The organism is Nocardiopsis sp. iso_186 (assembly GCF_056173365.1).
Genome location: NZ_CM149670.1, coordinates 1,662,982 through 1,675,740, shown reverse-complemented (window position 1 = coordinate 1,675,740; position 12,759 = coordinate 1,662,982). Strand labels below are relative to the sequence as shown.

Here is a 12,759-nt window from a genome sequence, read left to right as displayed (position 1 = left end):
GGGTGCCCGCGATCGGGTTCGCGGGCACCCTCACCCCTAGCGGGGCCCGTCCCCTCCGCGCACCCGCTGCCAGGCACGGTCAACGATCGCGGGCAGGGAATCCAGCGCGACGAACCTGGTCAGCTGCCCTTCGGGACGCCCCATGCTGTCGGTCGTGAGGCCGTAAAGCGGCAGTTTCCACGCCTCGAAGGGCAGGTTGGGCGCCTTGGCGTCGATCCACTGACCGGGCAGGAACACCGACCGTCCCGCTCGGGAGCGTTTGGCCGCGACGACCAGGCCGGCGTCCACGAGTTCGGTCTGTGCCTTCTTGTGCCGGGCCGGGGTCCAGCCGTTGGCCGCACGCACCCGCTTGTCGGTGGGTTCGAGCATCGCCAGCAACTGGAGGTAGAGCCGGGCCGCCTCCGAGGACACCCCGAGTGCCTGCGCCGCCTCCTCGGTGGTCCGGGGCGCGGAAGCCCCCGGGTCGAACTCGTAGGCACCGTCGGGGAGGCCGTCCGCCACGCGCTGCGCGATCGCCGCGAAGCCGGGACTGCGCAGCAGGTCCACGTGGTCCACCAGGGAGACGTAGGGGGAGGAGTCGGCGGCCATCGCGCGCAGCACCCGGGAGTCGGCGTCGTCGCCGAGCCGGGCCGGGCGGAAGTACAGCTGCGTGTACGCCCCCTCCGCCACGAGCACCGAGACGCCGTTGTCACCGCTTTGCCCGAAGGGTTCGGTGCCCTTGGGGTCGCGGTAGGGCGTCCCCCCGATCTGCTCCAGGAGCCGGTTCCGGGACTCGTCCCCGTGCGCCCAACTGCGCATGGCGAAGAGCAGGAGGTCGGGGGCGGCGAGCCGGTCCAGTACCGCGCGCAGCACCGCGGGAATGCCGCTGCGTACGGGGTTTCCCTCGGGCAGCTCGGTGTAGGCCCAGGGGATGAGGGCGGTGAGGGCGGGGACGATGTCGGAGAGCGTGATGGTCGTTCTGTCGGAGAAGAACAACTCGATGGCGCGATGCCCGTTGCCCCGTTCCTCCCTCCCCAGCCAGGAACGCGTGTCCTGGGCCAGGGCGGGCGCGCCGGCAGGGTCTGCGAGCATGCGGACCCAGTCCAGCACCTGCGCGGAGGGGGCGAGGGAACCGAGGGCCGCCAGCGTCGTCTTGTCCAGGGGGAGCCTGGGGCCGAAGCGCGCGTTCCACGCCTCGGCCAGGCGTTCGGCCACGACCAGGGTCCCACCGGGGCTCCACAGTCCGGCGATCTCCTCGGGGGTCTCGGGCAGTGCGGAACGGAACAGCGGCAGCAGGCCGTCCCGGCCGAGGGCGGACAGCTCGGTCGCGCCGAGCTCCGCCTCGGCGGCCTTGAGCCCCAGCAGGGTCCTCGCCTGGGGGGCCAGCGGCCTCTCCCAACGGGTCAGGCGCATCGAGCACGTCAGCAGCAGGACCGCTGCGGCCCGGGTCAGTCCGGTTCGGTCGGCCAGGAGCTGTGCGGCTTCGGGGTCCCAGGTGAGGGGGCCGTGCTCGGCGGCCGCGGTGACGAGGGCCTGGAGCTGGGCGGGGGAGCCCCACCCCGGGGCCATCCGGTCGCGTTCGTGCTCGGCGGCCGGGGCCTCGATCGTGAGCGCCGGCCCGCGCCGCAGCTCGACGAAGCGGCGTGCCCGGGTGAACTTCCCGTACCGGCGCTCGATGTCGGGGATGTACGCGGCCATGTTCAGGCCGAGGCGGCGGCGGCCGTCGGGGGCGGCGTGCGCGATGCGGTCCTCGCCGGCGAGCCGGATGAGGCCGTGGTCCAGGGAGGCGGAGGGGTCGGCGAAGACCGTCTCCGACCAGGCTCCGAGGAAGCCGACGAGTTCGGAGCGCACGTCTTCGGGGGTGCTCGGCAAAACGGCGTACCAGGCCGGGAGCGCGATCGCGCCGACCAGGCCCGTCCAGTTGACGGAGGAGTGCGGATGGCGCGACGCGGCGTCGGCGTCGGTCGAACCGCGCAGGAAGTCCGAGACCGTCCGGATCTGGGCGACGGTGTCGGACGGACCGCTGGGGCGGGCACTCAGGAAACGCTGGAGCCCCTTGGTGAGGGCGGCGCTCTCCTTCTGGACGGGAACCGCGGCGGTACGGGTGACCTGTACCGCCTTCCTGCGCAGGGCCCTCTGCTGGCGTACGACCGCCAGCGCGATGCCCGCGACGCCCTTCACCAGGGAAGGGTGCGGCGTGTGGGAGCCGTCCGCGAGCAGCGCGGCTGCCGCGGCCTCCGTGCGCGCTGCCCCGGCGGCGTCGCGGTGTTCCTCCTCGGCGGCCGTGAGCAGTGGTGCGAGGTCGGCCGCGCGAACGGAGCGCAGCCGGGCGGAGGCGACGACATCACGAGCGGTCATGAAGTGCCAGAACGCCACTTCGGGCAGATAGGGGGTGCCCAGTTTGGCGGTGCAGTCGCAGGCGGAGCCGATGTGGCAGCTCCAGATCTGGGCTCCGTCGGCTCCGTGGAGGGAGACGCCGTTGTCGTTGGAGAGGACGTGCTCGGCGCCGCCCGGGTAGCTGATGAGCCCCGCGGGGACGGGCCGGGCGTAGCGTTCGCCCTGCTTCAGCGCCACTGCGCGGGTCCGGCCGTCGATGGTGGTGACCCGGTAGGAGTGGGTCGCGCCCCACCCCCTCCCGAAGGAGGTCCGCACCACCGCGAAGCCGGCCAGGCCGTCCGCGTGGCCGAGCGGGCTGGGACCGCATCCGTCGGGGAGCCGGGCGAGGCTGGAGCTCCCCAACAGCAGGTGTTCGCCCTGGGCGACGGGCAGTTCCTCGAGGAAGGCGGGGAGGCTGGCGCGGCCTCGACCGCCGGTGACGGGGTCCACCTCGCGCAGGGTGTTGTGCTCGTGCACCCAGTAGGTCGCACCGTCGCCCAACAGGCGCAGGTCGGCCTTGGCCGGTTTGTCACCGGGCGCGAGTGCACGGTGCCCGGAGAGGCGGAGCCCGTCCGCGCCGAGCTGGGCGGGGCTTCCGGTGGTGTGCCAGCGCCAGTTGGAGACGGCACCGTAGTTGTCGATCTCCAACCGGGTCTCGGGGTCTGTTGACCAGTAGGCGTGATCGTCGTACCCCTGGCGGTAGCAGACGAGGAACTGACCGCCGGAGTAGACGGCGAGCGGCTGCTTGCCCCCCGGGGGCAGGCGCAGGTCGTGCTCGGCCACACGCCCCTTCGGTCCCACGGCGATCGCCTTGGTCTGGGAGGTGAGCGTGAGCACCGGCCAGCTCGTGGTCGTAGTGAGCGCATGCTTCTTGGGCCTGTCGCCGGCCAGCTCGCGGACGGCCTCGTCGAGGGCGTCCCAGCCGTACTCGTCGAGGATGCCGGCGCGCAGGGTCCTGGCCAGGATCTCGTCGAAGTTGACCGCGTCGAGTTCGGCACGGCGATCGGGGAAGGCGGTGAACGCCTCGCCCCTGACCTGGCGGGAGAGGCTCTCGATGGTCACCTGCGCCTCGCCCAGGGCCTTCCCGGCCAGGCCGCCCACGAGGGCGTGCAGCCGACGGTCCACATAGGGGTGCAGGAACGGATAGGGCAGCAGGTCCTCCAACACCTCCTGGTGGCCGCCGTAGTCGGCGACGGCCTGTTCCAGCAGCGGCTCCCAGACCGGGTCGGCCAGCAACGCGGCGAGGTCGCGGCGCGGGACCTTTCGGCCGCTGTACGCCCAGTCCGCGAGGTCCAGGTGGCTGCCTTCGCGCGGCGGGTGGACCGGCACTCCGAGGTGGAGGCAGAGGTCGAGGAGGCCGAGGTTGACCTCGCGGCCCCGCCCTGGGTATCCGCCGTCGAGGTAGAGGGGCTCGCCGTCGGCGATGAGACGCTCGGCGATGCGCGGCAGGAGGTCGAAGAGCTGGGCCGGGGTGGTACTGCGCCAGCCCCTGACGTGCCGGACCATGCGGGACAGCCAGCCTGCCGCGCCGCCGGGCACGGCCTCTCCCGCGTCGGAGAGCAGGTCCAGTGCGCCCGCGTCGGCCAGCAGGTCCAGCCACCACCCCTGGAAGGCGGTGTCACCGTTGGGGAAGAGCCCCAGGAGCGCGCGGGCGGCGTCGGCGTCGGCACGGCCGAGGGCGACCGTGGAGGCCCGGGCGGCCCTCCAGAAACCGCCGGGTGCGGCTGCGGCGACCGGGATGTCGATGAGCTCGCGCAGCAGCGCGGTCTCCTCCGCGCCGGCGTCCAGGCCGGCTGCCGTGGCAAGGGAGCGCAGCTGCTTGGGGAGGTTGGTCCAGGGCGGGAGGCCGCCCAGGGTCCGGCGCAGCGACAGCTCGCGGAACTCGGTGTAGGCACGGGCGGGCTCGTAGCGGCGACTGAGCTCCGCGGCATGGTTGGCCAGGGCCTTGACGGTGAGCGCGCCGGCGAACGCGAACTCCAGGAACGCCTCGCGCCTGGTGGTCTCGTGCACGGGCAGGCTGTAGACGATCTCGGCCTCGCGGGCCTTGCCGAACATGACGGCGGCGGTGGTGGCGCCGTCTGCGGCGATGAAGATCCGGCCGACCTGCTCCCAATAGGAGGCGAGGTGGGCGACCGGGACGGTGGTGGCCAGACGGGTGAATGCCTCGATGGCGGCACCGGGTCGGGTGGCGGCCGTGCGGGCCGCGCGCTCCATCGGCTTGACCAGGGCGAGCGCCTCGGCGGTGCGCTCGGGGTCGTGCACCAGCGCCCATTCGGGGTAGCCGAGGCCGCGCGGGCGGGCCATGGACAGTGGCTCGGAGACGGTGGGCGCGGCGAAGTTCAGGAACTCCAGCGCCGCGTCCTCGGCCGGGGCGAGGGTGTCGGGGACCAGGCGCACCAGGCGGCGCTCGCCGAGGGCGGGATGGGTGTAGCCGCGGGCGCGCACCGGGTCGATGTGTCCGTCATCGGCAATGTCGAGGGGGGCGAGGCCCGCGTCGAGGAGTCCGATCGCGGTGCTGTGGGTGGCGGTCACTGGGACTCCTGCTCGTTGATCGTGCGGCCCGCGTAGACGAGCTCGGCCATGCGGATGCCTTCGGACCAGGCGATGGGGCCCACATCGGTGAGCCTGATGGGGCGCTCGTCGGCGTTGACCCAGATCAGGGAGCCGGCCTCGGTCTGGTAGTCGGGCGAGTCGGCACCGATCCAGTAGCGGGCCTGGACGGACCGGCCGCCTTCGAGCACGCGGCATACGGCATAGCCGCCGCGCACGGCGAAGCCGAGACGCTGGGCGCGGCCCACCGCGTGGCGCTGCTCGGCGAAGACCGCGTCGCCGTAGTCGGTGACCGCGGTCGCGTCGGGGGCGATGGGGCTCGGTTTGTGGTGGACCTCGCGGGTGAGCTGGGGCAGGCGCTGGGTGATGTCGAGTTCGAGGGCGAACTCGCGGACGTCGTCGAGGTCCTCGATGAGGACGGGGTGGGCCAGGACGACGCGGTCGGCCTCCAGCCACGTGCTCTCGGCGTCGAGGTCGACGACGCCGATGCGCCCGTTGTCGTCAACGCCGCGCAGGAAGCCGCCTTCGCCGCCCTGCGCGGGGAGCACGAAGAGGTTGGCGAGCAGGTCCTGCCAGGTCGGGTCGGGCCAGACCTGGGCGAGGGTGGCAGCGGGGACCGGGAGCGAACCGAGCAGCCAGGACTCCACGCTGTGGCGGCACTCGCGCTCGTGGCGCTCCAGGAACTGGGCCAGGGAGGTGAGGCGCTCGGCCTCGGCGGAGCCGCGCACCTTCTTGGGCACGGACTTGAGGCGGCGGCCCTTGGCGTTGCGGCACACGAGGGTGGTGCCGTCCAGCGCGAGCGAGTAGCCGTCTGGGCCTTCTGCCCAGTTCAGCTCGGCGGTGGGAGGGGAAGTGGTGGACATGGCAGAAGTTATAGCGAGCCCCTGCGACAAAGCACAGCCCTTGCGTATCGCCGGACCTCCCCGCCGCAGGCCGGCCGGCGCCCGGCAGCGACACGGGCAACGGCGTTCGGGAAAGCCAGCTGCCCTTCCCCGTCAGGCTTTGGGACTGTTCATGCCAATGGGCCGTGCCGGTCGGCACGGCCCATCCGCATCACCGGATTTCACGCGCGCCCGGATCGGGCGGGCGGCCTCGCGCTCAGGCGAACAGGCCCTTCAGGAGCGGGTCGATGGTGACCGCCACGAAGAGCAGCGCCAGGTAGGCGTTGGAGAGGTGGAAGAAGTTCATCGTCTTCAGCTTGGCGCCCGACACACCGGCGCGCGACTGGTTGAACAGGCGGTGCGCCTGGACCAGGAAGACGAGGCCGAGCACGCCGGCCACCGCCGGGTAGAACAGCGTGGTCTGGGCCACCGGCCACAGGATCAGCGAGACCACGACGGTCGCCCAGGTGTAGAGCACGCACTCCAGCAGCACCCGACGGTCGCCGGCGACGACGGGCAGCATGGGCACGTTGGCCGCGGCGTAGTCCTCGCGGTAGCGCATCGCCAGCGCCCAGGTGTGCGGGGGGGTCCAGAAGAACACCACCAGGAACAGGATGAAAGGCGCCCAGTCGAGACGATCGGTGACCGCCGCCCAACCGATCAGCACCGGCATGCACCCGGCGATACCGCCCCATACGACGTTCTGTGCGGTGCGCCGCTTGAGCAGCATCGTGTAGACGAAGATGTAGAACGCGATCGCGAACAGCGAAAGCACCGCGGAAAGCCAGTTGACCAGCAGCGCGAACCCGACTGTGGAGCCCACTGCCAGGGTGAGGCCATAAATCATCGCCCCGCGGGGGGTGACCTGGTGCATGGCTCCGGGCCGCTTGCGGGTCCGGCGCATCTCCTGGTCGATGTCGCGGTCGATGTAGCAGTTGATCGCATTGGCGCTGGCCGCGGACATCGTGCCGAACAGCAGCGTCCACACAGCCGTCCACAGCGGAGGCACGCCCTGGGCCGCCACGAACATCACCGGGATGGTGGTGATGAGCAGCAGTTCGATGACGCGCGGCTTGGACAGCGCCACATAGGCGCGCACGTAGGCGCCGAAAGAACGCGAACGGACCGAGGACTCGACGGCGGGAGCGTCGGCGGGATCGGGGTCGGGTGCGTCGGGGGTGGCCGCGGACCTGTCGAGCAGGGTCATGACGACCGCCGGTTCCTCGACGCGTGCCCGGTCGGAGCACTCCGCCGCCGTTCGGCCCGCCGACCGTGCGGCGCGAAACGCACGGCGGGGGTCATCCGCTCTACAGACACGCTAGAACCTCGAAAGAATTAGGGAATCTTCACGACTGATCGCCCGCTCGCCACAGCGGACCCGCGGTTCGGCCTCCCAAAACGGCCCTGGTCTCAGGCTCAACCGCGCGAGCCGTCCACAAGCCATCAACGACAGAGTGTAGTGCTTACCAGATGGCGGCTCTCACCGGGTCCGCCTCGAAACGGCACCGGGCACGTGAACGGTTCCTGCGAGCCTGCCATATGCCGCCTCCTGAGGTGGGGCGGGGTGAACATCCTGCTTGAGGGGTTTGCGCGATAGGGTCGGGGTAGTCATGCCCCTGGGCATTTCGCACCCCGCGGACTGCGGATGGCACCCGCCGCCACTCCGTGTGTCGCTAGCCGTCGCGCCTGGCGGTGCGGGCAACGCGGCGTCCCGGACCACCTGACCCACCTACTTTTTCTTCGGGCCACCATGCCTGCCACTGGCCTGGATGCGCGAAAGGAGCCCTGAGCCCGCGTGAACACCGGTACCTCCAAGACCCTTGAGTGGTCGGAGCTGGACCAGCGTGCCGTCAACCTGGTCCGCGCCCTCGCGATGGACGCGGTTGAGGAAGCGGGGTCCGGCCACCCCGGAACCGCGATGAGCTTGGCCCCAGCCGCCTACCTGCTGTTCCAGAAGATCATGCGACACGATCCCAGCGAGCCGACCTGGGTCGGCCGGGACCGGTTCGTGCTGTCGTGCGGCCACTCCAGCCTCACCCTCTACATCCAGCTCTACCTGGCGGGCTACGGCCTGAGCCTGGACGACATCAAGCGACTGCGCCAATGGGGAAGCCTGACCCCCGGGCACCCCGAGTTCGGGCACACCGCGGGCGTGGAGACCACCACCGGTCCGCTGGGCCAGGGAGTGGGCAACGCGGTCGGCATGGCGATGGCCGCCCGCCGCGAGCGCGGCCTGTTCGACCCCGAGGCCGCGCAGGGCGAGAGTCCGTTCGACCACTTCGTGTACGCCATCTGCTCCGACGGCGACGTCCAGGAGGGTGTCTCCCACGAGGCGAGCTCGCTGGCGGGCACGCAGAAGCTCGGCAACCTGATCATGATCTGGGACGACAACCGGATCTCCATCGAGGACGACACCCAGATCGCGTTCACCGAGAACGTTGCCGAGCGCTACGCGGCCTACGGCTGGCACGTCCAGGAAGTCGACTGGACCAGCGGCGGTTCCTACCACGAGGACATCGAGGCGCTGCACGCGGCGATCACGGCCGCCCAGTCCGAGCCCGACCGCCCGTCCTTCATCCGGCTGCGCACCATCATCGGCTGGCCCGCGCCCAACAAGCAGAACACCGGCGCCGTCCACGGCTCCAAGCTGGGCACCGAGGAACTGCAGGCCACCAAGCAGGTGCTCGGCCTCAGCCCCGACACCCGCTTCGACGTGCCCGCCGAGCTCCTGGAGCACACCCGCGCCGCGGTTGCCCGCGGACGCGAGGCACGCGCGGAGTGGGACGGGTTCCTGGCAGCGTGGCGCACGGGCGCCGGGGAGCGCTCCGAACTGTTCGACCGGCTCTTCTCCGGCGCGCTGCCCGTGGGCTGGGAGGAAGCCGTCCCGACCTTCGACACCGACGCCAAGGGAATGGCCACCCGCAGCGCCTCCGGCAACGTGCTGAGCGCGATCGCCCCGGTGCTCCCCGAGCTGTGGGGCGGTTCGGCCGACCTCGCCGGATCCAACAACACCACGCCCAAGGGCGAGCCGTCGTTCATCCCCGAGGAGTACTCCACCAAGGCGTTCTCGGGCAACCGCTACGGCCGGGTGCTGCACTTCGGCATTCGTGAGCACGGCATGGGCTCGATCCTGAACGGGATCGCCCTGCACGGCCCGACCCGCCCCTACGGCGGCACGTTCCTGGTGTTCAGCGACTACATGCGCCCTGCTGTACGCCTGGCCGCACTGATGAAGCTGCCGGTCACCTACGTGTGGACGCACGACTCCATCGGCCTGGGCGAAGACGGCCCCACCCACCAGCCGGTGGAGCACCTGTGGGCGCTGCGCGCCATCCCGGGCCTGGCCGTGGTGCGTCCCGGCGACGCCAACGAGACGGCCGTGGCCTGGCGCACCATCATCGAGCGGGGCGACGGCCCGGCCGCCCTGGCGCTCACCCGCCAGAACGTGCCGGTCCTGGACCGTTCGGAGTACGGTCCGGCCGAGGGCACCGCCAAGGGCGGCTACGTGCTGGCCGAGGCGAGCGACGGCCGCCCGCAGGCGATCATCATCGCCACCGGCAGCGAGGTGGAGATCGCCCTGGCCGCGCGCCGGCGCCTGGAGGACGCCGGAACACCCACCCGCGTGGTGTCCATGCCGTGCGTGGAGTGGTTCAACGAGCAGAACGACGCCTACCGCCAGCGCGTGCTCCCGCCGGAGGTGCGGGCCCGCGTCTCGGTCGAGGCGGGGCTGGCCCTGGGGTGGCGCGAGCTGATCGGCGACGCCGGCGAGTCGGTGAGCCTGGAGCACTTCGGTGCCTCGGCGCCGTACCAGACGCTGTACGAGCAGTTCGGGATCACCCCTGAGCGGGTGGAGGCGGCAGTGCACGCCAGTATCGCCAAACTGGGCTACGAAAGTGGAACAACGACCGGTAGCTAGCGGTTGACGGGAGGGCCTCGCGTTGAGCGGGGCCCTCCGCTTCGTCGGCAGGCGACCACCGTTGACGACGCCGCAACGACGATGGGGATCGAGGGAAGAGCGATTATGACCAGCCCACTTCAGAAGCTGTCCGACGCAGGCGTGGCGGTCTGGCTGGACGACATCAGCCGGGAACGGCTGCGCAGCGGCGGCCTGGCCGCACTGATCGCCGAGCGCAACGTGGTCGGGGTCACCTCCAACCCGACGATCTTCGCCAAGGCCCTGAGCGAGGGCGACGCCTACGACGCCCAACTGCACGACCTGGCGATCCGGCGCGTGTCGGTGGACGAGGCCGTGCGCGCCATCACCGCCTACGACATCCGCTGGGGCGCCGACGTGCTGCTTCCGGTATACCGCGACGGCGGAGGGGTGGACGGCCGGGTCTCCCTGGAGGTGGACCCGCGCCTGGCCCGGGACACCGAGCGCACCATCGCCGAGGCGCGCGCCCTGTGGTGGCTGGTGGACCGTCCCAACCTGATGATCAAGATCCCGGCGACGGTCGAGGGGCTGCCCGCCATCACGGCGGCGCTGGCCGAGGGCATCAGCGTGAACGTGACCCTGATCTTCTCCCTGGACCGCTACCGCGCGGTCATGGAGGCGTTCGTCTCGGGTCTGGAGCAGGCGAAGGCCAACGGTCACGACCTGTCCGAAATCCATTCGGTGGCGTCGTTCTTCGTCAGCCGGGTGGACTCCGAGGTGGACAAGCGACTGAACGCCATCGGCACCGAGCAGGCGCTGGGACTGCGCAGCAAGGCCGCACTGGCCAACGCGCGTCTTGCCTACGCCGCCTACGAGGAGGTCTTCGCCGGCCGGCGTTGGGAGGCGCTCGTCGCAGACGGGGCACAGGCCCAGCGCCCCCTGTGGGCGTCCACCGGTGTCAAGGACCCCGCGCTGCCCGACACCCTCTACGTCACCGAGCTCGTCGCCCCCAACACGGTCAACACGATGCCCGAGGCCACCCTGCAGGCCACTGCCGACCACGGCGAGATCAGCGGCGACACGGTGCGCGGCGCCTACGCGGCCGCCCGCGCCGACCTCGACGCGCTGGCCGCGGCGGGCGTGGACCTGGACGACGTGGTCAAGGTGCTGGAGGACGAGGGCGTCGTGAAGTTCGAGAAGTCCTGGGAGGAACTGCTCGAACGCGTCGCGCAGGAGTTGGACAAGCAGCGCTGAGCACCGAGCGGCCGGGCGGGGCGACCCGCCCGGCCGCTCCCGGGTGCCGGCTCCGGACCCGCGCTGCCACTCGCGCTCCCACTCCGAGGTTTCGGCCGCCCCAATCGCGGAACGGCTGGTTGCGTGAATTCTCTCCGACGACGCGGTCCCGACACAATTGCAGAGTCCGTGTGTGAGACGAGGAAGGACCAATCGCTTTGAGCAGTGATCAGGTACGCGCCGCAAACCTCACGATCACGCTGCGCGGTGCTGTGCACTCCGCAGCGCGCGCGGCCGTGGACGGGGTTCTCGAACAGGACGATGTGGCAGCCAGGCTTGCCGCCAAGGACGCCACCCTTTGGGGCACCGACGCCGCGGCCGAGGCCGCCGTGCGCCTGGGCTGGATGGACCTGGCACAGACCTCGCGGGCACTGCTGGGCCAGATCGCACAGCTCGCCGCTGACAAGCGGGCCCTGGGGCTGGACCGCGTCGTCCTGGCCGGGATGGGCGGCTCCTCGCTGGCGCCCGAGGTGATCACGGCCAGCCGCAACGCCTCCCTGGTCGCCCTCGACACCACCGACGCCGGCCAGGTGCGCACCGCGTTGGGCACCGACCTGGAGCGTACGGTCGTGGTGGTGTCCTCGAAGAGCGGCGGCACGGTGGAGACCGACAGCCACCGCCGCGCCTTCGAGCAGGCGTTCACCGACGCCGGGATCGACCCCGTCGAACGCATCGTGGTCGTCACCGACCCCGGTTCCCCGTTGGCCGCCCTGGCCGCGGAGAAGGGCTACCCCACCGTGCTCGCGGACCCCGATGTCGGGGGGCGCTACAGCGCGCTGACCGCATTCGGTCTCGTGCCCAGTGCACTGGCCGGGGTGGACGTCGAAGCGCTCCTGGACGAGGCGGCCGCCGTGTCGGAGACACTGGCCGAGGGGGGCAACGCCGCGCTGCTGCTGGGTGCGGCACTGGGCGGGTTCACCGGTCACGACAAGGTCGTGCTGGCCGGAGCGACCCCGGCCGGGCTCGGCGACTGGATCGAGCAGCTGGTGGCCGAATCGACCGGCAAGAACGGCACCGGGCTGCTGCCGGTGGTCGTGGAGGGCGCGGAGGCCCCCGGATTCGTTCCCGGCCCCGACACCCACCTGATCGCCTATTCCGAGGACGGCGGCCCCGACGCCGCACACGCCGACACCCTGGTGTCGGGACCGCTGGGAGCACAGTTCCTGGCCTGGGAGTACGCCACGGCCGTAGCCGGGCGCCTCCTGGGGATCGACCCCTTCAACCAGCCCAACGTCCAGGAGTCCAAGGACAACACCAAGGCGCTGCTGGACTCGGCGGGCGACGACGGGCCGCTGCCGACCGGCACGCCGCTACTGGTCGAAGGGGCGGTCGAGGTCTACACGGCCGACCCCGAACTGCTCGGGGAGGCCAAGGACCTCGCCTCGGTGCTACAGGTACTGCTGCGGGCCGTTCCCGAGGACGGCTATCTCGCCGTCATGGCCTACCTCGACCGTCACGGCGACACCGCCGCGGCGACGCTGCGCCCGGGACTGGCCGCGCTGACGCCGCGCCCGGTCACCTTCGGGTGGGGGCCGCGCTTCCTGCACTCCACGGGCCAATACCACAAGGGCGGACCCGCCAACGGCGTGTTCTTGCAGATCACCGGCGAGACCGTCCGCGACCTGCCCGTACCGGGCAAGCCGTACTCGTTCGGGAGGCTGCAGCTGGCCCAGGCGCTCGGCGACTTCGGTGCGATCGCCGAACGCGGCCGGCCCGCGGTGCGCCTGCACCTGCGCGACCGGGCCGCGGGCCTGACCGAACTGACCTCCGCGCTGGGCTCCGTCCAGCCCTGATCCCTGTCGCGCC

General features: G+C 71.5%; 6 protein-coding genes. 3 read left to right on the top strand and 3 right to left on the bottom strand.

All coding sequences use genetic code 11. From position 1 onward, the window contains the following. Positions 1-36: 36 nt before the first annotated feature. The 3 genes from AC0VYP_RS07545 to AC0VYP_RS07535 all read right to left on the bottom strand — a co-directional run bounded on the left by AC0VYP_RS07545 (position 37) and on the right by AC0VYP_RS07535 (position 6,993). Positions 37-4,887 carry a hypothetical protein gene (locus AC0VYP_RS07545; protein WP_475473176.1) on the bottom strand — a complete coding sequence of 1,617 codons (4,851 nt, stop codon included), beginning with the start codon at positions 4,885-4,887 and terminating at the stop codon, positions 37-39. Further along, the gene (locus AC0VYP_RS07540) at positions 4,884-5,768 is read right to left on the bottom strand and encodes a DUF4132 domain-containing protein (protein ID WP_475473175.1); all 885 of its coding nucleotides are present in this window, start codon (positions 5,766-5,768) and stop codon (positions 4,884-4,886) included. Before AC0VYP_RS07540 ends, AC0VYP_RS07545 begins: the two co-directional genes overlap by 4 nt. 235 nt (positions 5,769-6,003) lie before the next feature. Further along, the gene (locus AC0VYP_RS07535; RefSeq protein WP_285760987.1) at positions 6,004-6,993 is read right to left on the bottom strand and encodes a heme o synthase; all 990 of its coding nucleotides are present in this window, start codon (positions 6,991-6,993) and stop codon (positions 6,004-6,006) included. Positions 6,994-7,581: 588 nt separating this feature from the next. Here AC0VYP_RS07535 and tkt point away from each other — a divergent pair. The 3 genes from tkt (at position 7,582) to AC0VYP_RS07520 (ending at position 12,746) form a co-directional block, all read left to right on the top strand. After that, the gene (gene tkt / locus AC0VYP_RS07530; RefSeq protein WP_475473174.1) at positions 7,582-9,702 is read left to right on the top strand and encodes a transketolase; all 2,121 of its coding nucleotides are present in this window, start codon (positions 7,582-7,584) and stop codon (positions 9,700-9,702) included. A gap of 105 nt (positions 9,703-9,807) precedes the next feature. Further along, the gene (gene tal, locus AC0VYP_RS07525) at positions 9,808-10,914 is read left to right on the top strand and encodes a transaldolase (protein ID WP_475473172.1); all 1,107 of its coding nucleotides are present in this window, start codon (positions 9,808-9,810) and stop codon (positions 10,912-10,914) included. 197 nt (positions 10,915-11,111) lie between these two features. After that, entirely contained in the window at positions 11,112-12,746 is a 1,635-nt protein-coding gene (locus AC0VYP_RS07520) for a glucose-6-phosphate isomerase (RefSeq protein WP_475473170.1), read from the top strand. Positions 12,747-12,759 lie beyond the last annotated feature (13 nt).

Excerpts from the sequence above, each read along its gene's own strand:
- tal (WP_475473172.1), top strand. The coding sequence starts at position 9,808 with ATGACCAGCCCACTTCAGAAGCTGTCCGACGCAGGCGTGGCGGTCTGG.
- AC0VYP_RS07535 (WP_285760987.1), bottom strand. The coding sequence starts at position 6,993 with ATGACCCTGCTCGACAGGTCCGCGGCCACCCCCGACGCACCCGACCCC.
- AC0VYP_RS07540 (WP_475473175.1), bottom strand. The coding sequence starts at position 5,768 with ATGTCCACCACTTCCCCTCCCACCGCCGAGCTGAACTGGGCAGAAGGC.